General features: G+C 68.5%; 20 protein-coding genes. 8 read left to right on the plus strand and 12 right to left on the minus strand.

Annotated features, from left to right (window positions below; translation table 11 throughout):
* The first annotated feature begins 63 nt into the window (after positions 1-63).
* Positions 64-1,185 carry an HD-GYP domain-containing protein gene (locus C7389_RS00730; protein ID WP_133587382.1) on the plus strand — a complete coding sequence of 374 codons (1,122 nt, stop codon included), beginning with the start codon at positions 64-66 and terminating at the stop codon, positions 1,183-1,185.
* 29 nt (positions 1,186-1,214) lie between these two features.
* On the opposite strand, the gene C7389_RS00735 is transcribed toward C7389_RS00730, so the two are convergent.
* From C7389_RS00735 to C7389_RS00745, 3 genes are all read right to left on the minus strand, one after another.
* Positions 1,215-3,092, minus strand: coding sequence for a potassium transporter Kup (locus C7389_RS00735; RefSeq protein WP_133588152.1), 1,878 nt, complete (start codon positions 3,090-3,092; stop codon positions 1,215-1,217).
* Between the two features lie 159 nt (positions 3,093-3,251).
* The gene (locus tag C7389_RS00740) at positions 3,252-4,205 is read right to left on the minus strand and encodes an alpha/beta hydrolase (protein ID WP_162851618.1); all 954 of its coding nucleotides are present in this window, start codon (positions 4,203-4,205) and stop codon (positions 3,252-3,254) included.
* 176 nt (positions 4,206-4,381) lie between these two features.
* A complete protein-coding gene (locus C7389_RS00745; RefSeq protein ID WP_133587384.1) occupies positions 4,382-5,398 on the minus strand; it encodes a sulfate ABC transporter substrate-binding protein in 1,017 nt (338 codons plus the stop codon).
* 334 nt (positions 5,399-5,732) lie between these two features.
* On the opposite strand from C7389_RS00745, the gene ppk2 reads away from it, so the two are divergent.
* The gene (ppk2, locus tag C7389_RS00750) at positions 5,733-6,947 is read left to right on the plus strand and encodes a polyphosphate kinase 2 (protein WP_133587385.1); all 1,215 of its coding nucleotides are present in this window, start codon (positions 5,733-5,735) and stop codon (positions 6,945-6,947) included.
* Positions 6,948-7,061: 114 nt separating this feature from the next.
* On the opposite strand, the gene C7389_RS00755 is transcribed toward ppk2, so the two are convergent.
* Positions 7,062-7,865, minus strand: coding sequence for an EAL domain-containing protein (locus C7389_RS00755; protein ID WP_133587387.1), 804 nt, complete (start codon positions 7,863-7,865; stop codon positions 7,062-7,064).
* 241 nt (positions 7,866-8,106) lie between these two features.
* On the opposite strand from C7389_RS00755, the gene C7389_RS00760 reads away from it, so the two are divergent.
* From C7389_RS00760 to C7389_RS00770, 3 genes are all read left to right on the plus strand, one after another.
* The gene (locus tag C7389_RS00760) at positions 8,107-8,721 is read left to right on the plus strand and encodes an RBBP9/YdeN family alpha/beta hydrolase (protein WP_133587389.1); all 615 of its coding nucleotides are present in this window, start codon (positions 8,107-8,109) and stop codon (positions 8,719-8,721) included.
* 42 nt (positions 8,722-8,763) lie between these two features.
* Positions 8,764-9,405 carry a peroxiredoxin gene (locus C7389_RS00765; RefSeq protein ID WP_133587391.1) on the plus strand — a complete coding sequence of 214 codons (642 nt, stop codon included), beginning with the start codon at positions 8,764-8,766 and terminating at the stop codon, positions 9,403-9,405.
* A gap of 206 nt (positions 9,406-9,611) precedes the next feature.
* Positions 9,612-10,730: an acyl-CoA dehydrogenase family protein gene (locus C7389_RS00770; RefSeq protein WP_133587393.1), complete on the plus strand. Its 1,119-nt coding sequence runs from the start codon at positions 9,612-9,614 to the stop codon at positions 10,728-10,730.
* 114 nt (positions 10,731-10,844) lie between these two features.
* Here the strand turns inward: C7389_RS00770 and C7389_RS00775 are convergent, their stop codons facing one another.
* The 8 genes from C7389_RS00775 to C7389_RS00810 all read right to left on the minus strand — a co-directional run bounded on the left by C7389_RS00775 (position 10,845) and on the right by C7389_RS00810 (position 17,610).
* Entirely contained in the window at positions 10,845-11,630 is a 786-nt protein-coding gene (locus C7389_RS00775) for a gamma-glutamyl-gamma-aminobutyrate hydrolase family protein (protein WP_133587395.1), read from the minus strand.
* Positions 11,631-11,646: 16 nt separating this feature from the next.
* Positions 11,647-12,774, minus strand: coding sequence for a YbdK family carboxylate-amine ligase (locus C7389_RS00780; protein ID WP_133587397.1), 1,128 nt, complete (start codon positions 12,772-12,774; stop codon positions 11,647-11,649).
* Positions 12,775-12,811: 37 nt separating this feature from the next.
* Complete coding sequence (locus tag C7389_RS00785; RefSeq protein ID WP_133587399.1) at positions 12,812-14,038, minus strand: cation:proton antiporter; 1,227 nt, start codon at positions 14,036-14,038, stop codon at positions 12,812-12,814.
* A gap of 295 nt (positions 14,039-14,333) precedes the next feature.
* Positions 14,334-15,701: a sensor histidine kinase gene (locus tag C7389_RS00790; RefSeq protein WP_133587401.1), complete on the minus strand. Its 1,368-nt coding sequence runs from the start codon at positions 15,699-15,701 to the stop codon at positions 14,334-14,336.
* Positions 15,691-16,383 (minus strand): winged helix-turn-helix domain-containing protein, encoded by a 693-nt coding sequence (locus C7389_RS00795; RefSeq protein WP_133587403.1) that lies wholly within the window; start codon positions 16,381-16,383, stop codon positions 15,691-15,693. Before C7389_RS00795 ends, C7389_RS00790 begins: the two co-directional genes overlap by 11 nt.
* A gap of 43 nt (positions 16,384-16,426) precedes the next feature.
* Positions 16,427-16,996, minus strand: coding sequence for a DUF6491 family protein (locus C7389_RS00800; RefSeq protein WP_133587405.1), 570 nt, complete (start codon positions 16,994-16,996; stop codon positions 16,427-16,429).
* Positions 16,997-17,036: 40 nt separating this feature from the next.
* Entirely contained in the window at positions 17,037-17,234 is a 198-nt protein-coding gene (locus tag C7389_RS00805; RefSeq protein ID WP_133587407.1) for a hypothetical protein, read from the minus strand.
* A gap of 154 nt (positions 17,235-17,388) precedes the next feature.
* Complete coding sequence (locus C7389_RS00810) at positions 17,389-17,610, minus strand: hypothetical protein (protein ID WP_133587409.1); 222 nt, start codon at positions 17,608-17,610, stop codon at positions 17,389-17,391.
* Positions 17,611-17,846: 236 nt separating this feature from the next.
* On the opposite strand from C7389_RS00810, the gene C7389_RS00815 reads away from it, so the two are divergent.
* Genes C7389_RS00815 through C7389_RS00825 form a run of 3 tightly spaced genes read left to right on the plus strand, consistent with a single transcriptional unit; the run spans position 17,847 to position 20,204 of the window.
* Positions 17,847-18,671 (plus strand): methionine ABC transporter ATP-binding protein, encoded by an 825-nt coding sequence (locus C7389_RS00815; protein ID WP_133587410.1) that lies wholly within the window; start codon positions 17,847-17,849, stop codon positions 18,669-18,671.
* Positions 18,664-19,344 (plus strand): methionine ABC transporter permease, encoded by a 681-nt coding sequence (locus C7389_RS00820; RefSeq protein ID WP_246034585.1) that lies wholly within the window; start codon positions 18,664-18,666, stop codon positions 19,342-19,344. The genes C7389_RS00815 and C7389_RS00820 overlap by 8 nt, the downstream gene beginning before the upstream one ends.
* Positions 19,345-19,397: 53 nt before the next feature.
* On the plus strand, positions 19,398-20,204 hold the full coding sequence (locus tag C7389_RS00825; RefSeq protein ID WP_133587412.1) for a MetQ/NlpA family ABC transporter substrate-binding protein: 807 nt from the start codon (positions 19,398-19,400) through the stop codon (positions 20,202-20,204).
* Positions 20,205-20,560 lie beyond the last annotated feature (356 nt).

Genomic DNA, 20,560 nt, shown 5'->3' on the forward strand with positions numbered 1-20,560 from the left:
AGCACGGGAATTCGACCGGCGGCTGCCGGTCACACCCTGACCCCAAACAGCCTGGAGGCTGCCATGTCGCCGCTCCCGCCCGGCTTCGCCCACCCCTTCGACGTCGCCACCGCGGATGCCTACCTTGCCGGCTCGCTGCCGGACGTGCTGCAGGAAGTGCGCAGTCACGTCGCCGGCGTGCATCAGGACATTGGCCGCATCGGCGCCTTCCTGTTGTCGGATGACGGCGCCGCCCTCACCTACTGGGCCGACTGCGACGGCCGGGTGCTGCCCTGCCCGGCGCCCTTCTCCGAGCTGCCGCTCAATCCCTCGCTGTCACGCTGTGGCGCCACCGGCCGCGCGCAGACCACCTTCGTCCGCCCCGATCCAGCCCTGGAGTGGGCGGGCGACGGCAACCTGTGTCCGCTGCTGATCCTGCCGATACGCCATCAGCGGGGCTTCTTCGGTTTCCTGGTGTTCGAGTCCAGCCGCACCCTGGCTGCCCCCGCCCGCCTGATCCGGGAGCTGAGCGCCTGGGGCCCCTTGGCCGCCGGCCTGGTGGCGCGCGGCATCGAGTCCATACGCACGCTGATAGACACCACCCGCTTCGCCCACGACCTCACCCTGATGCGCGATGAGGAAACCGGCATGCATCAGCTACGGCTGCGCGACTACGTACGCATCATCGCCGACGAGCTCACCCTGGCCCACGGCCTGCCGGAAGGCTTCGCCGACGAACTGGCGCTGTTCGGGCCGCTGCACGACATCGGCAAGGTCGGCATCCCCGACGAAATCCTCCTCAAGCCCGGCCGACTGGAGCGCTTCGAGTGGGAAAAGATGAAGGAACACGTGGTAAAGGGCCGAGAACTGGTAGACCGCCTGATCGAGGGCTTCGCGCTGCAGGACACACCAGGCATACGCACCCTGCACGACGTCGTCTCCTGGCACCACGAGTACCTGGACGGCAGCGGCTACCCGGACGGTCGCATGGCGGACCAGATTCCGCTCACCACCCGGGTGGTGAGCACCGCGGACATCTTCGACGCCCTCACCGGCGCCCGCCCTTACAAGCCGTCGTGGACGCCAGACCAGGCTTTCGAAGAGATCAAGTCTCTCGCCGGCACCCGGCTGGACGCGGAATGCGTGGCGGCCATGCTGTCGGCCCGCAGCCGCATCGAAGCCGCCTGGCAGGGACACCAGGCCTGAGACCCCGCAGCCAGCCGGCTGCGGCAGCGCTACAGTTCCACCTGCGTGCCCAGTTCCACCACCCGGTTGGGCGGAATGCGGAAATAGTCGGCCGCGCTGCCGGCGTTGCGGAACATCAGAATGAAAAGCTTCTCCCGCCAGCTCGGCATGCCGGAACCGATACGGGACACCAGCGTCTCGCGGCCGAGGAAGAAGGAGGTGGCCATCATCTCGAAGCGCATGCCCTGCTCGGCACAGGAGGCGAGCGCGGCGGGGATGTCCGGATCGTCCTTGAAGCCATACTTCACCTTCAGCCGGTAGAAGCCGTAATCCAGCTCGTCCAGCGTGATTCGCTGGTTCTCCGGCACATAGGGCACGTCGGCCGTTTCCACCGTCAGCAGCACCACCCGCTCATGCAGCACCTTGTTGTGGATCAGGTTGTGCAGCAGCGCGCGCGGCACGCCTTCCAGCCAGGTCGTCATGAACACCGCGGTGCCCTCCACCCGCGGCGGTGGGTTGTGGAACAGGGACTGGATGAAGCCGTCCAGCGGCATGGTGTCGGCACGGATGCGGTCGTTGAGCAGCTCGCGGCCACGCTTCCAGGTCGTCAGCAGGATGAAGATGGCGGCACCCACCAGCAGCGGGAACCAGCCGCCGGCAAGGATCTTCACCGTGGTGGCGGAGAAGAAGGCGACGTCCACCGTCAGGAACACCAGCAGGAACAGGAAAGTCCGCGCCCGGCCCCACTTCCACAGGTAGAGCACCACCACGCCGGCGAGCACGGTGTCTATCATCATCGTCAGCGTTACCGCGATGCCGTAGGCGGATGCCAGGGCGCTGGAGGAGTGGAAGCCGACCACCAGCGCGATCACCGCGCCCAGCAGCATCCAGTTGATGCCCGGCACGTAGATCTGGCCGATCTCGCGTTCAGAGGTATGCACCGTCTGCATGCGCGGCGCGTAACCCAGCTGTATGGCTTGGCGGGTCAGGGAGAAGGCGCCCGAGATCACTGCCTGGCTGGCGATGATGGTCGCCAGGGTCGCCATCGCCACCATCGGGTACAACAAGGGCTCCGGCACCAGCAGGTAGAAGGGATTGCGGACGTTGTCCGGGTGGTCCAGGATCAGCGCGCCCTGGCCGAGGTAATTGAGGTAGAGGGCCGGGAAGACCACCGAGAACCAGGCGTACTTGATCGGCCGCCGGCCGAAGTGGCCCATGTCGGCATACAGCGCCTCGCCGCCGGTGATGGCCAGCACCACCGCCCCCAGCCCCAGCCAGCCCAGCAAGGGCTGCTCGACGAAGAAGCGCACCGCCCACAGCGGATTCAGCGCGCCGAGTATCTCCGGGTGCAGCAGGATGCCATTGACGCCCAACCCGGCCAGCACCGCGAACCAGCACAGCATCACCGGGCCGAAGATGGCGCCCACGCTGCCGGTGCCGCGCTGCTGCATCAGGAACAGGCCGATCAGCACCACCAGTGAGATCGGCACCACCCAGTGCCGTAACGCCGGGGTCGCCACCTCCAGCCCCTCCACCGCCGAGAGCACCGAAATCGCCGGGGTGATCATGCCGTCGCCGTAGAACAGCGCCGCGCCGAACACCCCCAGCGTGGAAAGCACCCAGGCGCGGCGGCCGGCCGGCAGTACCCGCAGGGCCAGCGAAGTGAGCGCCATGATGCCGCCCTCGCCACGGTTGTCGGCACGGGTGATGAAGATCACGTACTTGGCCGACACCACCAGCACCAGCGCCCAGAACACCAGCGAGAGGATGCCGTACACATTGGTCGGCGTGACCGCCACCGCGTGCGGGCCGTTGAACACTTCCTTCAGCGTGTAGAGCGGGCTGGTGCCGATGTCGCCATACACCACGCCGACTGCAGCCACCGCGGTCGCGACCAGGCTGCTCTTGCGATGCGCTCCATGCGGCATCCCCTCGGCCACTGCTTCTCCCTGCTCCACGGTCTGCCTGTCCTGCTCGGCCATTTTTCGCCCTTGTTGTCTAGGTCATACCGCAAGCCTGAGGCTGCGGCGGAGGATAAATGCGCGGCCGCGACAAGCGGCATACATGCTCGCGCGTCTGTCGTGCAATCAGGCCGCGGCGAGCGACAGGCGCTGCTTCAGCCGCTCGCCGATAGCGGCGACGATCTGCGCCGATTCGGGAAAGTACTTGCCCAGCGTCAGGAAGCCGTGGATCACGCCAGGCACCGGAAGCAGCTCGATCTCGCCGTCCTCCTCCGCCACCCGGGCGGCGAAGGCGGCGCAATCGTCCGCCAAGGGATCGAACTCGGCACTCACCAGCAGCATCGGCGGCAGGCTGGCAAGCGAGGCCGCGCGCATCGGCGAAGCACGCCAGTCCTCGGTGCCGCCCTGCGGCAGGTAGCGGGTGAAGAACCACTCCAGCGTGCCCTGGTCGAGCAGGAAGCCTTCGGCGTAGCGCTGGCGCGAGGGCCGGCCGCTGGCCATCTCGGTGCTGGGATAGACGAGGATGAGGTCAGCCGGCTGCACGCCGCCGGCATCGCGCAAGGCCAGTGCGGTGACGATGGAGAGATTGCCGCCCGCACTGTCGCCGCCCAGCGCAACCCTCGAGGGGTCGATGGCCAGCAGCCCGGCATGTTCCTGCACCCACGCGTAGGCGAAGGCGGCGTCGTTCACCGCGGCCGGGAAGGGATGCTCCGGCGCCAGCCGGTAATCCACCGACAGCACCGCACAACCGGAAGCATTGGCGATCTCGCGGCAGAGCACGTCGTAGCTCTCCACGTCGCCCACGCACCAGCCGCCGCCATGGAACCACAGCAGCAAGGGCAGCACTTCCTCCGGCGCACTGCTCAGCGGCCGGTACAGCCGGCCCAGCAGCACCGAGCCGTCGCCGCGCCCCATGGGCACTTCCATGGTGGAAGCCACCGCCGGCGGCTCCGGCCGGAAGGCGTACTGCAGCTTCTGGAAGGAGTGGCGCGCCTGTTCCACCGAAAGTTCGTAGAAACGCGGCGCTCCGGTACGGTAGGCCATGGCCAGCAGGGACTGCGCTTGAGGCGTGAGGGGCATTGGGGGTATCGACCGCCGCGCGCTGAGGCAGCGGCCCTATCTGTCTTATCGAGCCGCGATTCTAACCAGCGCCTACTGCGCCGTGGTGCACTGCATCGTCAACATGGAAAGGCCCTGGAGGCAAATGCCTCCAGGGCCTTGGGCTGTCGCGCTCCAGGCCTTGAGCCCAGGATCGCTCAGCGGCCGCCGCTGTAGATCTGGTCGAAATTCGCGCCGTCGCCGAAGTGGGTCTTGGAGGCCTTCTGCCAGCCGCCGAAGGCTTCGTCGATGGTGAACAAGGTCGCCTTCGGGAACTGGGAGGCGTACTTCTCGGCGATCTTCGGATTGATCGGCCGGTAGTAGTTGCGCGCGGCAATCTCCTGGCCTTCCTCGGTGTAGAGGTATTCCAGGTAGGCCTGCGCCACCTTGCGGGTGCCCTTCTTGTCCACGTTCTTGTCCACCACCGCGACCGGCGGTTCGGCGAGGATGGACAACGGCGGCACCACGATGTCGAACTTGTCCGGGCCCAGTTCCTTGATGGACATGATGGCCTCGTTCTCCCAGGCCAGCAGCACGTCGCCCAGGCCGCGCTCGACGAAGGTCACGGTGGAGCCGCGGGCACCGGAATCCAGCACCGGCACGTTCTTGTACAGCTTGCCGACGAATTCCTTGGCCTTGTCGTCACCGCCGTACTTGCGCTTGGCGAACTCCCAGGCCGCCAGGTAGTTCCACTGGGCGCCGCCGGAGGTCTTGGGGTTGGGCGTGATCACGCTGACGCCGGACTTGACCAGGTCGTCCCAGTCCTTGATGCCCTTCGGGTTGCCCTTGCGCACCAGGAAGACGATGGTGGAGGTATAGGGCGTGCTGTTGTGCGGCAGGCGCTTCTGCCAATCGGCCGGCAGCACCTTGGCCTTCTCGGCGATGGCGTCGATGTCGTAGGCCAGCGCCAGGGTGACCACGTCGGCGTCGATTCCGTCAATCACGGTGCGCGCCTGCTTGCCGGAACCGCCATGGGATTGCTTGATGGTGACCTTCTCGCCGGTCTGCGCTTCCCAGTGCTTGGCGAAGGCGGCATTGAAGTCCTTGTAGAGCTCGCGCGTCGGATCATAGGAGACGTTGAGCAAGGTGGTCTGGGCGTAGGCCGCGCTGCTGAAAGCGGCGCCGGCGACGACTGCGGCGGCCAGCACTGACTTCAGCCGGAAGGGGAAAGCCATGAAGGTCTCCTGTTGGTGTTTGCTAAATGACAGGAAGCAATTAAATACAGGGGTACTTAGAACTCAAAACAACAAATCCTGCGAACGATATCGCCGCCGCTGCTATCACGGAGAAAGCGGCGCCCAGGCGAAACCACCCCGGGCCCGCGCCCCAGGACCTGCTTCCGCAGCGCACCTCGAGCACGCTCAATGCCCTCGGGGGCCAGGCGCGCACATGCGCAGATCCACCTGGCGCCGTCGTCCCGGCCTGGTGCAACGCTCGCCACCGCCAGGCCTGGCTCCTGGAGGGCCTGGCTCGTAGAATCGGGGATTCCATCCTCATCCGGAACGTCCGATGTCCAACGCTGATCGCAAGCCCAAGGCCAGCCCCGAAACCGCGCCCTCTGCCGCCGCCCCCGCCACCACCGCTCGCCGCGGCAATGGCAGCCGCGCGCCGCGCCAGTCGGCCCGCAGCCGGCCAGCCAGCGCCGGCGACATCTCGCCGGACCTGAGCGCCGACGGCCTGGAGCGCTTCGAGGTCAAGCAGGCTGTGGATGCGGCCCGGCAGTCGAAGAAGGCAGCGGTGGACGACATCCTGGAAGCCGCCTCCAAGGGTGACGTGCCAGCGGTGGCCAGGACGCTGGAAGTGCTGCTGGCCGGCGCCTCGCCGGACGACGCCCAGGCGCTGCGGCAGGCACTCACCCAGCCCGCCAGGCCGGCCAGGCCCACCCCGACGGTGAATCCGGACGACGAACTGGCGAACGACTGGCGCCAGGGCGGCTATCCCTACAAGAACCTGATGTCGCGCAAGGCCTACGAGAAACAGAAGTACCGCCTGCAGGTGGAGCTGCTGAAACTCCAGGCCTGGGTGAAGGAGACCGGCCAGAAGGTGGTGATCGTGTTCGAGGGCCGGGACGCGGCCGGCAAGGGCGGCACCATCAAGCGCTTCATGGAGCACCTGAACCCGCGCGGCGCCCACGTCGTGGCGCTGGAGAAACCCTCCGAGGTGGAACGCGGCCAGTGGTACTTCCAGCGCTACATCCAGCACCTGCCCACCGCTGGCGAGATCGTGCTGTTCGACCGCTCCTGGTACAACCGCGCCGGCGTCGAGCGGGTGATGGGCTTCTGCAACAACGACGAGTACAACGAGTTCATGCGCCAGGTGCCGGAGTTCGAACGCAATCTGGCACGCAGCGGCATCCACCTGATCAAGTTCTGGTTCTCGGTAAGCCGCGAGGAGCAACGCCGCCGCTTCAAGGAGCGCGAGCGCCACCCGCTGAAGCAGTGGAAGCTGTCGCCCATCGACCTCGCCTCGCTGGACAAGTGGGACGACTACACCAAGGCCAAGGAAGCGATGTTCTTCTACACCGACACCGCGGATGCGCCGTGGACGGTGGTGAAGTCTGACTGCAAGAAGCGCGCGCGCCTGAACGCACTGCGCTACGTCCTGCACAAGCTGCCCTACGCCAACAAGAACATAGACCGCATCGGCCCGCTGGACCCGCTGCTGGTCGGCCGCGCCAACGTGGTGTACGAGCGCGGAGAGAAGGACGGCGCGGCGCTGCTGTGAGGACTGCGGCCTGACCCCGGCCCCACAGAAAACGCGGCGCCACGGCCCCGCGTTTTTCGTTTCCAGGCAGGGCAATCGCGGAAACCGGCCCGACCAGGGCCGTACTCCGCCGCCTCAAGCCGCCAATACGCCTCCGCCCCGGATCGCCACCCGCGGATCACCATCCAGCGCATAACCCTGCGCCCAGGCGCCATCCAGCGCCGCCACCTCGGCGCGCTGTTCCGCCCGCTCCACCCGGGTGAACACCGGCCGCGCGCCATGCGTCGCCGCCAGTTCGGCGAAGGCGGCAAATTCCTCGCGTCTGAGCCTGCGGCTGTCTATCTTGACGAAGTTAGGTCGCAGTTCACCGAACAGCTTTTCCAGCTCGCCCACCGAGTTCACATTGACCGCCACCTTGAAGCCGTTGAGGCGGTAATTGGAAAGCACGAAGGCGAGCAGTTGCGGATCGGCGCAGGCGGATTCCGGCGTCTCGATAACCACATTGATCGACGGCCGCCCCAGCAGGTCGAGGATGCGGCGGAAGGCGCGGCCGTGATCCTCGGTCACCGCCGCCAGCAGGCGGCCGTGGACGTTGAGGAAGAGGTATTCGTCGCGGACTTCGGCCAGGGGATCATTCAGCGTATGCAGCGTACGGCACAAGCGGTCCAGGCCGACCAGGGCATCGTCATCGGCCACCATGGAGAACAAGCCCCACGGCGACAGGCCGGCGCCGCCGCCGGCGTGGCTGCGTACCAGGGCTTCACGCCCCATCCGACGTACACCGGCCTCCCCTGCCAGCGCCACCACCGGCTGATAAACGCTGGCGAGCTCGGCGGCGAAGAAGCGGCCGACGACTCTGCCGCCCGCGTCGCGCCGCAGGCTCAGGCCCGGCTGCCAGTCGAGCGGCAGCCACTCGAATGCATCGCCTCGTCTGCCCATTTCCTGGTCCCCCGCTTGTCCCGAAACCGCGGCAGTCTAGGGGCGTCAAACCTACGGGGGAACGAAGAAAGCATGCTTAGCTTTCCATGTGGCGCCCGCCCCGCCGGCCCCTTCATGCCCCTCCGCCGGTCACCCGGCTATTCACCGGGGCGCGAAATGCTATGCACAAATAGTTGGTTCATCGGCCCGCTGCCGGGTGGACATACTGCAGCCCGTTTCCGCTGCCCCTGGAGGCCAGACCATGCACACCACGCTCATCGTTCCCGGACTGCACGGCAGCGGCCCGACCCATTGGCAGAGCTGGTTCCAGCAGGTGGAGCCGGACGCCCGCCGCGTCGAACAGGTGGACTGGAGCGTGCCGGATCTGTCGGTGTGGGCCGAACGCGTGCTGGCGGAGATCGACGCCGCCCGCGGCCGCATCCTCCTCGTCGCCCACAGCTTCGGCTGCCTGGCCGCCGTGACCGCCGCCGCCGCGCGGCCGGACCGCATCGCCGGCGCCTTGCTGGTGGCGCCGGCCGATCCGCGCAAGTTCGGCGTCAGCGCGGTCCTGCCGGCCGCCCCGCTGGGCTATCCCGGCATCCTCGTCAGCAGCAGCAACGACCCCTGGGTTTCCAGCAGCACCGCGCGCTACTGGGCCGGGCGCTGGGGTTGCCGCTTCGTCGATGTGGGTGCCAAGGGCCACATCAACATCGAATCCGGCTTCGGCCCCTGGCCGGAGGGCTATGAACTCTACGAACTGCTGGCGGCGGCGGATCGCCGGCCAGGCCCGCGCCAGCGGTCCGCCGCCCCCTCCGCCGACGATCCGCCGCCGGAGCTTCCCGCGGCGGTGCCCACCTACATCCCGCTTTACTACTAAGCCATCCGGGCTTTCCCGGCACCTCACAGACAGGAGATCTTCATGTCCCTCAGACTCGGCGACATCGCCCCCGATTTCGAACAGGATTCCTCCGAAGGCCGCATCCGCTTCCACGAGTGGCTGGGCGACAGCTGGGGCGTGCTGTTCTCGCATCCGGCCGACTTCACCCCGGTGTGCACCACCGAACTGGGCCTTACAGCCAAGCTCAAGGATGAATTCGCCAAGCGCGGTGTGAAGGTGATCGCGCTGTCGGTCGATCCGGCCGACTCCCACCTCAAGTGGATAGACGACATCAACGAAACCCAGAACACCCGGGTGAACTTCCCCATCATCGCCGACGCCGACCGCAAGGTCTCGCTGCTGTACGACCTGATCCATCCGAACGCCAGCGCTACCGCCACCGTGCGCTCGCTGTTCATCATCGATCCGCAGAAGAAGGTGCGCCTCATCATCACCTACCCGGCGAGCACCGGCCGCAACTTCGATGAGATCCTGCGCGTGATCGACTCGCTGCAGCTCACCGACAAGCACCTGGTCGCCACCCCGGGCAACTGGAAGCACGGCGACGATGTGGTCATCGTGCCCTCGCTGCAAGACCCGGAAGAGATCAAGCGCCGCTTTCCCAAAGGCTTTCGCGCCGTGCGCCCCTACTTGCGGCTGACCCCGCAGCCTGACAAGGCCTGACCCCGCCTGCCGCCCCTCTGACGGAAGCGGCAGCGGGCACCACCCCGCCGGCCGCCCCCCCGCCCGCTCCAGCCGCGATGGCCGGCGGCCGACCCGCAGCCAGCCATCGCCAGTCAGCGCCGGTGCGCCATCCCCCGTTCCGGCCGCCCCTCCTCCTCCACCCGGACCGGTCAGCGCCGGTTCCTCTCTCGCCGTAAGGAGCGCCCATGGCCCGTACTCCCGACCGCAAGGCCGGGCTGCTTGCCGACGTCCGCGCCCTCGCCGAGCAGCACCTCGCCCCGCACGCCGGCGCGATAGACACCGAAGCCCGCTACCCGGCTGCCGCGCTGCGCGCCCTGGGTGCAGCCGGCGCCTTCGCCGCCGCGCTACCCGCCAGCCAGGGCGGACAGGACCTGGACCTCGCCGCCCAGGCCGCGGTCATCGACGCCATCTCCGCCGTCTGCGGCTGCAGCGGCTTCCTCGCCTGGTCGCAGGCCGCCGCCGCTGCCACCGTGGCCTTCGGCGACAACCCGGCGCTGCAGCAAGCCCTGCTGCCGGAGCTCGCCGACGGCCGTCTCGGCGCCGGCAGCGGCCTGTCCAACGCCCTGCGCCATCTCGCCGGCCTGGAATCCCTGCGGCTGGGCGCGCGGCACAGCGGCGAGGGCTACCTGATCTCCGGCGTGCTGCCGTGGATCTCCAATATCGCCCCCGGCCACGTCTTCATCAGCGCCGCCGCGCTGGAAGACGGCGGCCTCCTGCTGTTCCTGGCGCGCGGCAATGCCAATGGCCTGGCGCTGGAGCCCTGCCCACCGCTGGCCGGCCTCAATGGCAGCCTCACCCACACCTGCCGGCTGGCCGAGGTCTATGTGCCGGCGGCAGACGTGGTCGCCGGGCCGGAAACCAGCACCGCGCTGTTGCTGCGTCTGCGCGGCTGGCTGGCGCTGAGCCAGACCGGCCTGGGCCTGGGCATCGTCGATGGCTGTCTGCACGACATCCGCGAGGCCGGCCACACCCAGGCCGAACTCAACCGCCACCTGCCGGAACAGGAAGACACCCTGGCCGCCGCCCTGCACAGCGCCCGCGAGCGCACCCGCAGGCTGGCCGCCCAGTTCGACGACCCCGCCGCCTACGCCGACGTGCTGCGGCTGCGCGCCCGCAGCGCCGAGCTCGCCCTGCGCGCCGCCACCGCCGCGCTGCTACATGCCGGCTCGCGCGGCTACCAGTTGCGCCATCCGGCCCAGCGCCGGCTGCGGGAAGCCGGCTTCTTCGCCATCGTCACGCCGGCGCTGAAGCAGTTGCACAAGGAACTGGCCCAACTGGAGCGCGGGAGCCGGCGGGCGGCCTGAGCGCCTGTCCAGCGGGTGGAACCGATGTGGATGCGACGGCTCCAGGCAGCCGCGCAGCACGAGCCGGGTCCGTGCGCGGACGTCGCGGGCGGCAGGCGTTGGGCCAAGCCCACCTCAGCCCGCCCGCGCCAGTCGCGCCGCCTCCAGGAAATCCTGCAGGATGGGGCTGCCATCCAGCAGGCCAGCCTCCTTGGCGTGGAATTCCGGGTGCCACTGGCAGCCGAACAGGTAGGCGGCACCGGTGCCGCGTATGGCCTCGACCACGCCGTCGCCCACCGACAGCGCTTCCACCCGCAGGTCCGAGCCGAGGTTGCGCACCGCCTGGTGGTGGATGCTGTTCACCCGCCGCGGCGCGTCCGGCGGATAGAGGGAAGCCAGGCGGCTGTCCGGCAGCAGATCGATCTCGTGGTAATGGGCGTCGTAGAGGTCGTCATGGCGGTGGGCGGCGGCGCCCGGCACGTACTCGGAAATGTCCTGCCACAGCGTGCCGCCGCAGGCGACGTTGATCAGCTGGGCGCCACGGCATACGCCCAGTACCGGCTTGCCCTGGATCAGGAACTCCCACAGCAGCTCGATCTCGTACAGGTCGCGGATGCGGTCGCCGCCCCATTCCGGCCGCAGCGGCTGCTCGCGGTAGGTTTCCGGCGCCACGTCGGCACCGCCCTGCAAGACCAGACCGTCCAGCGCGCCCACGTAGTCGCGCACCGAGATCTGCGCCCGCCGCAGTCCCAGGTGCTCGCCTATGGTGGGCACCATGAAGGCCAGCGCCCCATGGGACATGATCCAGTGCGCCATCGACTGCTCCAGGTACTGCAGCGTCTTGCCGCGGAAGCCGAGCACCGGCGGCGGCTCGTGCAGCAGCCGCGCCGACAGGCCGATGCGCAAGGGCCCGCTGCTCACCTCCCGCCCCCGCCAGTCACACCACCTCCCCCTCCATCCAGCGGGTGCACTGGGCCATCACCACCTCCGGCAGATTGCCTTCGGCGGCATGGCGCTCGCGCAGCCAGGCGGCGCCATTGCGGCCCTCACGCACTGCCTGGCGCAGACGGCCCAGCACGTGGTCCACACCCAGCTCGATCGCATGCTGCTCGATGCGCGTCAGGCTGGCGTCGATCTCGTCGGCGATGGGGCAGTGCCAATGCGTTTCCGGGTCCACATAGGTGCCGGCATAACCGAAGCGGCAGGCCTGGAAGCGGTTGAAGGTGTAGACGAGGTAATCGTCCTCCGCCGGCTGTATCGGCCGCTCCACCACCAGGTAGCGTGCCAGCGCCTGGATGTAGGCGGTGATGGCGGCCGCCCGCTCCAGCGACAGCGGCGTATCCATCACCCGCACTTCCACCGTGCCGAATTCCGGCTTGGGCCGGATATCCCAGTAGAAGTCCTTCATGCTGGCGACCACGCCGGTGCCGGTCATCTTCTCGAAGTAGGCGCCGAAGTCGGTCCAGGTCTCGACGAAGGGCGCGCGGCCGGACAGCGGGAAGGCGAACACCGAGTTCAGCCGTGCCGACTGGAAGCCGGTGTCGTGGCCCTGCACGAAGGGCGAGGCCGCCGACAGCGCAATCAGGTGCGGGATGTAACGCGACAGGCCGTGGATCAGGTATAGCGCCACGTCCGCCCCCGGGCAGCCGACGTGCACATGCTGGCCGAACACGGTGAACTGCTTGGCCAGGTAGCCGTAGAGATCGGACAGGTGGTGGAAGCGCGGCCGGTCCACGATGCGGCGTTCGCCCCAGTCCTGGAAGGGATGGGTACCGCCGCCGCAGATGCCGATGTTGAGCCTGCGCGCCGCGTCCGCCACCGTGTCGCGCAGGTCCACCAGTTGCTCCAGCAGCATGCCGTAGTTGTCGCAGACGCCGGTGGAGACCTCGATCATGGAGTCGGTCATCTCCGGCTTGATCTCGCCCGGCTTGTCGCCCAGCGCCACCAGCCGCAGCAGATCCTCCGCCGCGCCCACCAGGTCGTAGTCGTGGGTATTCACCAGTTGCAGTTCCAGCTCCACCCCGATGGAGAGCGCGCGCGACGCGGAAAACGCCTGCAGGCTCATCGTGCTTTCCTCGCGGTAGAAAGTCGGATGCGGACATTCATGCCTCTTCTCCCTTGCGGTTTTCCTGCACGTGGATCAGCGCGCGCTGGCTCACCACCGGCCCCAGCACGCCGAACACCGCCACCAGGCAGGCCACCACCGGCAGCACCTGTGCCCCCAGCGCAGGATCCGCCAGTTGCGCCTCGTAGGCCAGCAGCAGCGCCACGCCGGACAGCGGCAGCAGCGCCAGCCCCAGCGCCACGCTCTTGGCGGTGGACAGCCCGCTGGCACGGCCGCAGACGAGCACGCCACCAAGCTTGCCCAGGCTGCGTGCCACCGCCACCGCCAGGGCCAGCAGCAAGGCGGTGCCGAAGTGGCCGATGTACAGCGCCGCGCCGGAGAACATGAACAGCGCCACCACCAGTACGCCACCCAGGCTGCCGAAATGCTGCGCCCACAACTGCGGCCGCGGGTCGCGCAGCTTCACCAGCACACCGGCCAGCAGCGGCGCCAGGATGGGCGGCAGCTTGAGCATGGACAGAATCGCCAGCGCCCCCAGCAGCAGGCCGAAGATCACCACCACCCCCTGCTCCGAAGCCGGGTTGAACAAGCGCCGCAGCAGCGCGAAGGCGCCGGCTACCAGCACCGCCACCAGCAGCGAGCCGGCCACCAGGTAGAAAGGCTGCCACAGCGCCTGCAGCCAGCCGGCGCCGGCCACGCCGCGCGCCAGGTGAAGCAGCAGGGTGAAGAGGATGACCGAGTAAGCGACATTGAGCGCGCACAGCGCCAGCAGCCGGGAGGTGACCTGGCCTTCGGCGCGCAGCTCGGCGGTCACCCGCATTACCACCGCCGGCGAGGTACCGAGCGCGATGGCCGCCAGCAGCAGCGCCGGCGACCAGTCCATGCCGAAGGCCAGCAAGGCGCCCAGCGACAGCAGGAAGGCCAGCGCCGCCTCCGCCGCGCTGGCGGCCAGCAGCCAGGGATTGGCGCGGAACCAGCGCAGATCCAGCCGCACTCCCAGCTCGAACAGCAACAGCGCCAGCGCCAGATCCACCAGGCCGCGGTAGCGCTCCAGTTCCACTGCGGAGAACCAGCCGGTCACCAGCGGCCCCAGCACCAGCCCGGCCAATGCATAGCCGCTCACCCGCGGCAGGGTCGCCCGCCGCGCCAACACCTCGCCCACCAGCGCGGTGAACACCAGCGCCAGAGCAAAGCCGAGAAAGGGATCGAATGCCGGCAGCGGCAGAAAAGCCGGCCACAGGGACAGGCTGGAAGGGGATTCCATCTAGGCCTTACCTCCGTTTGCAGCGCCCGCGGCGGCGGGCGAAGGGGAAACGAAATGCGGCACTTCAGTCGCTGCGCATGTCTCCAGACAGCCGGACGGGCGGGTAATTCCCGCCGGGGGCGGGCCACCGCCGCGGGCGAGCCGCCCGCATGGCATGCCGCATGGTAGCCGCTCAGGGAATTTTCAGCCTTCAAGGGAAACGGCCGCAGCGCTGGCCGCAGCTCAGCGCACGCCCGTCGGGCGCTCCGGCAAGGGCAGGAGCCCGTGCGGACGATGGCCGGTACTCAGCCTTTGTTCAGGAAGGGCTTTCCGTCACCCACGGCAGGATCACGCCGACTTCGAAGCCCTCCGCCCGCCGCCGGACGCTCACCCGGCCGCCATGCGCCTCGGCGATGCCCTTGACCAGCGCCAGGCCGATGCCGGCGCCTTGCGCACTGCGCGCGGCGTCGCCGCGGAAGAAGCGCTCGAACAGCCGCGGCAGCGCTTCGTCGCTCACGCCCCTACCCTGGTCGCGCACCTGCAGCGCAACTTCGTCTGCCTCCAGCGCCACGGTGACGAGGATGTCGCCGGCGCCATGCGCCAGCGCGTTCTCGATCAGGTTCTGGCAGACCTGGAACAGCAGGTCGCGGTCCCCGCGCACCCTCGCCGGCCTCAGTTCGCCGCACAGGCTGCGGCCCTCGGCCTCGGCCACCGCCTCGTAGAGCTCGATGGCATCGCCGGCGATGGCGGCCAGGTCCAGCATCTCGCGCGCCGGCATGGCCGCGCCGGCCTCGATGCGGGCGAGGCTGAGCAGCGCAGCGAAGGTGCGCAGCAGTTCGTCGGTCTGGCCGCGCAGCTTCTCCAGCCGGGCAGCCAGTGCCGGATCGCTGGCGCGGTCGCGGCGGGCTTCGTCCAGCGCGTTGCGCAGCGCAATCAGCGGCCGCCGCATGTCGTGGGCGATGGCGCTGGAAACATGCTTGGCGGCATCCACCAGCCGCTCGATCTCGTCGAAGGCGCTGTTGAAGCGCTGCGCCAGCAGGTCCAGCTCGTCACCGCGCGTGCTCACCGACAGGCGCTGGCCGAGCAGACCGCCCTGGATGCGGCCAGCCTCCTGCGCCATGCGTTCCAGCCGGCGGTGCATCTGCCGCATGAAGTGCCAGCCCAGCACCGCCGCCACCAGGGTGATGAGCGCCGCCGAACCCCACAGCCGCAGGCTCATGCTGCGCTGGAAGTCGGCCAGCGGCGAGCGGCGGCCGACCAGCAGGCGGTCGCCGCCGAACAGCAGGAAGACGCGCCCTTCCAGGGTGCCGCCGTCGGCGGCGGCGACGCGGAACCAACTCTCGTCGCGCACCGCCACGCCCGCCGGCCAGGCGGCGAGGTTGCCCACCAGCGGCGTGCCGGCGGCGTCGGTGAGCAGGTAGAGCGCGGCGCCATCCGCGGTCTCCATGCGCCGTTGCAACACCTCGCGCAGGCCGGCGAGACCGCGTTCGTGGAAGTGGGTTTCCAGGCCCTCGATCTCCAGCTCGATGGCGGCCTGCACCTCGTCGCGGATGTGGCCCTGGGCTTCGATGAACAGCGGATAGAACAGCGCGCCGACGATGAGTGCGATGACCGCCGGCAGCACCAGGGCGAAACGGTAGAACGGGCTGCGCCGCCAGTGGCCGGCGGCGGGTTCAGGCGGCATGGCGCCCCAGCCGGTAGCCAGCGCCGCGCACGGTGTGGATCAGCGGCTCGTGGCCGGGCAGGTCCACCCGGTTGCGCAGGTTGGAGATGTGTACGTCGATGACGTTGGTGCGCGGGTCGAAGTGATAGTCCCACACCGCTTCCAGCAGCATGCTGCGGGTCACCACCTGCTCCGGGTGGCGCATCAGGAATTCCAGCAGCTGGAACTCCTTGGGCTTCAGCTCCAGGCGCTGGCCGCCACGGCTGGCGGTGCGGCGCAGCAGATCCATCTCCAGGTCGGCCAGCTGCAACCGGGTGCTGTCGGCGCTGCCGGTGCCCGGCGCGCCGGCGCGGCGCTGCAGCACCTCCAGCCGTGCCAGCAGTTCGGCCAGGGCGAAGGGCTTGACCAGGTAGTCGTCGCCGCCGGCACGCAGCCCGGCAACGCGGTCATCCACCTCGCCCAGCGCGCTCAGCACCACCACCGGCGTGGCGATGGCGGACGCGCGCAGGGTGCGCAGCACGGTGAGGCCATCCACCCGCGGCAGCATGCGGTCCAGCACGATGGCGTCGAAGTTCGCGGTGGTGGCGAGGAAGAGGCCGTCGCGGCCGTCGGCGGCGTGATCCACCACATGGCCGGCTTCCTGCAGGCCCTTGCGGATGAAACGCGCCTGTTCGGCGTCGTCTTCGACGAGGAGGATCTTCATGGGCGCGGCGGCCTCGGCACGGCGGAGTGCGGCGAAAGACGGTTCAGCTCTTGCCGCCGCGACCGGTGGGGCCACGCGGCGGCGTTTCCTGCACCAGCCGGATCGCGGGTATCACGTCGGGCAGCAGGGCGAGGTCGCGCAGTTTATTCCTGTCCGCCGCCTGCACGCTATCGACCACGCACGCCGCAGCGCCGAACTGCAGGCGGTCGCGCCCGGCCTGCAGGTGGCGGCCGTGCAGCAGCAAGGCGGAAGGCGGCTGGGCGGGCGGGCGCCGGCAGCCGGCGCGCAGGCCGATGAGATACGGCTCATCCACGCCCAGCCACAACAGGCCGGTGCGCGCATCCAGCGAATGCCAACCATACACCCGGAAAACGCGCAGCGCCTTGGGCGGCGGCCCGGCGAGGGCGAGTCTGGCATAAGGCGGGCGCTGCGCCGCCGGTGCGGGGGCGGTGGCCACTGCCGGCCCGGCGGCAGCCGCCCCGCCGGCCTGCGCCAACCCGCATAACGCGGCGGCAACGCCCAGGCAGCCCAGCAGCCGGTAAACGAAAACACCCGCCAGCCATCGATCCGGGGGGGCGGGATCGACGACGGGCGGGAAGCGTCTGCACCGCATGGCGGCTACGGCCAGGCCGATGTGCCGCCGCAAGGCGAACTTACTCGGCGCTGGCCTTCTTGGCCGCGGTCTTCTTGTGGGTGCCCTTCTTGGCGGTGGAGTGCTTGGTGTGCTTCTTCACCTGGGTGGCGCTGGTGGCGGAGGTCGTGGCGCCATCCTCGGCCGGGGCGGCAACCGCAGACAGGGCAAACACGGTGGCGGCGCCGGCCAGAACGGCCTTGAGGTGCTTGGAATTCATGGAAACTCTCCTTTCGGTGGAAAACGACGCTGCTGTCGTCGTGAAGGAGAGTCTGCGCCGGCCCGGATTAAGGCGGGATTCGCGGGAGATTAAAGATCTTTAATGAAGCGGCCGGCAGCGGCGGCAGAGCGCCACCGCCCTGCTCCGGGCCGGCTTACTCCGCTTCGCGATAGGGATTCACCAGCTCGTCGATCATCTCGCGCAACGCGGCACGCACCTGGGCTTCGCTGCAGCCCATCAGCACCGCGTCTTCCAGTGCGTCCTGGGCAAGCTGGCGCAGCTCGCCGTAGTTCTCGTTCAGCACCTTGATCTTTTCGTGGCAGGAAATCGGCGAGCCATCCGGCTTGAGCCAGCGGGGAGCGAGGGAGGTTTCCATGGTCTGGGGAGTCACCTGGGAGCATCAGTAAAAATAGCGGGGCACACCCCGCAGCACGGCAAACATGATAGCCCCGCCAGGGTTCATGGGTATGGCCGCGAACGTGACGGATTTCCACAAAATCAGCGCTTTCCACTACCATTGCGCGAAAAACGCCTAAGGTAAGCACGATTAGTTCCTTGGCACTCGCCACCCAGCCCTTACACTCGGGCCAGCCGTTCCAATCCCCCTTTTCGATGACCGCAGTTCCCCATTCCCCTCCCGCCGCCATTCAGTTGCGCGGCGTCGGCAAGCGTTTTACCGGCAGCGACGGTGAAGCCGTGGGCGTAGCCCCCACCGATCTCGACGTGGCCGCCGGCGAAATCCACGGCATCATCGGTTTCTCCGGTGCCGGCAAATCCACCCTGCTCCGCCTGGTCAACCTGCTGGAGCGGCCGGACAGCGGCGAGGTGATCGTCCACGGTGAGAACCTCACCCGCATGTCGCCGCCGCAGCTGCGCGCCGCGCGCCAGCGCATCGGCATGATCTTCCAGCACTTCAACCTGCTGCATAACCGCACGGTGGCGGACAACGTCGCCTTCCCGCTGCGCATCGCCGGCGCCTCGCCGGAGCGCATCCGCGAGCGGGTGCAGGCCTGCCTCTCCTTCGTCGGCCTGTCCGACAAGGCGGAGGCCTGGCCGTCGCAGCTCTCCGGCGGCCAGAAGCAGCGGGTGGCCATCGCCCGCGCGCTGGCGCCCGAGCCGCACCTGCTGCTGGCGGACGAGCCCACCTCGGCGCTGGACCCGCGCACCACGCTGTCGCTGCTGGAAGTGCTGGACGATGTAAACCGCCGGCTGGGCGTCACCATCCTGCTGGTGAGCCACGAAATGGCGGTCATCCGCCGCCTGTGTCACCGGGTGTCGGTGATGGAGGCCGGCGAGGTGATAGAGCGCGTCGAACTCGCCAACGGCCAGGTGCCGCCGGACTCCCGGCTGGCGCAGTGGCTGACCGAGTTCGGCGGCGCCAGCCCCACCCCCGCGCAGGCGGCGGGTGCGCTGGAGAAGGAGAGCGCCAGTGTTTGATCTCTCGATCTTCGACGGCGTCATCGAGCTGCTGCCGGAAATCGGCAAAGCCACTGGCGAAACCCTGCTGATGATGGCGATCTGCCTCACCGCCGCGGTGCTCATCGGCGGCAGCCTGGGCATCGCCGTCTTCCTCACCAGCCGGGGCCAGGCGCTGGCGCGCTACCGCCGCTTCAACCTGCTGGCGAACGCGGTCATCAACGTCGTCCGCTCCTTCCCCTTCATCATCCTGCTGGTGGCGGTGTCGCCCTTCAGCCGCCACATCGTCGGCACCTCCATCGGCCCGCTGGCGGCCAGCGTGCCCTTGTCGCTGGCGGCGATCTTCTACTTCGCCCGGCTGATAGAGCAGACCCTGCGCGACGTACCGCGCGGCGTCATCGAGGCCGCCGAGGCGATGGGCGCCAGCCCGCTGCAGATCGTCTTCCATGTACTGCTGGTGGAAGCGCGCTCCGGCCTCATCCTCGCCTTCACCGTGCTGACGGTGAGCTTCCTGTCCTACTCGGCGGTGGCCGGCGTGGTCGGCGGCGGCGGCATCGGCGACCTTGCCATCCGCTACGGCTACTACCGCTTCGAGACGGACATCATGGTGGCCACCATCGTGCTGCTGGTGGTCATGGTGCAGAGCATCCAGTTCCTGGGCCAGTGGCTGGCCCGCCGGCTGGACAAGCGCTGACCGCCCCTGTTACCGCATTTCCAGAACAACCCGTTCCCTCAGGAGCCTTCCAGATGAAATTGCTGCGTACCCTCGCCTTCGCCGGCCTCGCCCTCGGCCTCGCCGCCCTGCAGCCCGCCGTGGCGCAGGAGAAGAAGACCATCACCATCGGCGCCACCGCCGGCCCCAACTACGACCAGGTGAAACTCGGCATCAAGCCGGTGCTGGAGAAGAAGGGCTACACGGTGAAGCTGGTGGAGTTCAACGACTACGTGCAGCCCAACATCGCGCTGGCGCAGGGCTCGCTGGACGCCAACGTGTTCCAGCACCTGGTGTACCTGCGCAAGTTCGCCGCCGACAAGGGCCTGGACCTGGTGGACGTCGCCCAGGTTCCGGTCGCCCCCATGGGCCTCTACACCAAGCAGCGCAAGAGCCTGGCCGACGTGCGCGAGGGCGACCGCATCACCATGGCGAACGACCCGAGCAACCTCGCCCGCGCCCTGTTCTTCCTGCAGCAGAACGGCCTGATCAAGGTGAAGGCCGACATCGACCCGCTGAAGGCCACCGAGAAGGACGTGGCGGAGAACCCCCACAAGCTGAAGCTGACGCCGATCGAAGCCGCCCAGGTGCCGCGCACCCTGGACGACGCTGCCTACGCGGTGGTGAATGGCAACTTCGCCATCGCCTCCGGCCTCAAGCTGAGCTCCGCGCTGGCGCTGGAGAAGACGCCGGAGCACTACCTGAACGTGGTGGCGGTGCGCGCTGCCGAAAAGGACAGCTCCATCACCCGCGAAATCGTCGCCGCCTTCCACTCGCCGGAATACAAGGCCATCATCGACCAGCACTTCCAGGGCTACGCCCGCCCGGCCTATCTGCAGTAAGCGCCGCAGCGGCAAACGCCAGAACAGGCCGCCCGGTTCGCCGGTGCGGCCTGTTTTCTTTTGCAGGGCTGTCTCGGCGCAGGGGCGACCGGATGGGACCAGGGCGAAAGCGAGTTGGGCTCAACTTTCGCGGCCGGGTTGCCGTAAAAGTGAATTCGGACCCTCTTGGCGACTGACACGGCACGCTGCGCGACCAGGCCACGCACTTATGCGCATGAAAGCGATGGCGCCCCCGCAGAATCCGTCAGCCCTGAAAAACCAATCCGTTCGACTATGCTCGAAGAATTCCAAGCCGTGACGCCGACGCTCTGCAGACATCGCACCACCCCTTCCTCAGCCCAACCCCGCACAGGTGC

Source organism: Azoarcus indigens, assembly GCF_004361735.1.
Lineage (GTDB): Bacteria > Pseudomonadota > Gammaproteobacteria > Burkholderiales > Rhodocyclaceae > Azoarcus > Azoarcus indigens.

Coding starts and splice junctions, on each gene's coding strand:
- C7389_RS00730 (WP_133587382.1), top strand. CDS start 64: ATGTCGCCGCTCCCGCCCGGCTTCGCCCACCCCTTCGACGTCGCCACC.
- C7389_RS00735 (WP_133588152.1), bottom strand. CDS start 3,092: ATGCCGCATGGAGCGCATCGCAAGAGCAGCCTGGTCGCGACCGCGGTG.
- C7389_RS00740 (WP_162851618.1), bottom strand. CDS start 4,205: ATGCCCCTCACGCCTCAAGCGCAGTCCCTGCTGGCCATGGCCTACCGT.
- C7389_RS00745 (WP_133587384.1), bottom strand. CDS start 5,398: ATGGCTTTCCCCTTCCGGCTGAAGTCAGTGCTGGCCGCCGCAGTCGTC.
- ppk2 (WP_133587385.1), top strand. CDS start 5,733: ATGTCCAACGCTGATCGCAAGCCCAAGGCCAGCCCCGAAACCGCGCCC.
- C7389_RS00755 (WP_133587387.1), bottom strand. CDS start 7,865: ATGGGCAGACGAGGCGATGCATTCGAGTGGCTGCCGCTCGACTGGCAG.
- C7389_RS00760 (WP_133587389.1), top strand. CDS start 8,107: ATGCACACCACGCTCATCGTTCCCGGACTGCACGGCAGCGGCCCGACC.
- C7389_RS00765 (WP_133587391.1), top strand. CDS start 8,764: ATGTCCCTCAGACTCGGCGACATCGCCCCCGATTTCGAACAGGATTCC.
- C7389_RS00770 (WP_133587393.1), top strand. CDS start 9,612: ATGGCCCGTACTCCCGACCGCAAGGCCGGGCTGCTTGCCGACGTCCGC.
- C7389_RS00780 (WP_133587397.1), bottom strand. CDS start 12,774: ATGAGCCTGCAGGCGTTTTCCGCGTCGCGCGCGCTCTCCATCGGGGTG.
- C7389_RS00785 (WP_133587399.1), bottom strand. CDS start 14,038: ATGGAATCCCCTTCCAGCCTGTCCCTGTGGCCGGCTTTTCTGCCGCTG.
- C7389_RS00790 (WP_133587401.1), bottom strand. CDS start 15,701: ATGCCGCCTGAACCCGCCGCCGGCCACTGGCGGCGCAGCCCGTTCTAC.
- C7389_RS00795 (WP_133587403.1), bottom strand. CDS start 16,383: ATGAAGATCCTCCTCGTCGAAGACGACGCCGAACAGGCGCGTTTCATC.
- C7389_RS00800 (WP_133587405.1), bottom strand. CDS start 16,996: ATGCGGTGCAGACGCTTCCCGCCCGTCGTCGATCCCGCCCCCCCGGAT.
- C7389_RS00805 (WP_133587407.1), bottom strand. CDS start 17,234: ATGAATTCCAAGCACCTCAAGGCCGTTCTGGCCGGCGCCGCCACCGTG.
- C7389_RS00810 (WP_133587409.1), bottom strand. CDS start 17,610: ATGGAAACCTCCCTCGCTCCCCGCTGGCTCAAGCCGGATGGCTCGCCG.
- C7389_RS00815 (WP_133587410.1), top strand. CDS start 17,847: ATGACCGCAGTTCCCCATTCCCCTCCCGCCGCCATTCAGTTGCGCGGC.
- C7389_RS00825 (WP_133587412.1), top strand. CDS start 19,398: ATGAAATTGCTGCGTACCCTCGCCTTCGCCGGCCTCGCCCTCGGCCTC.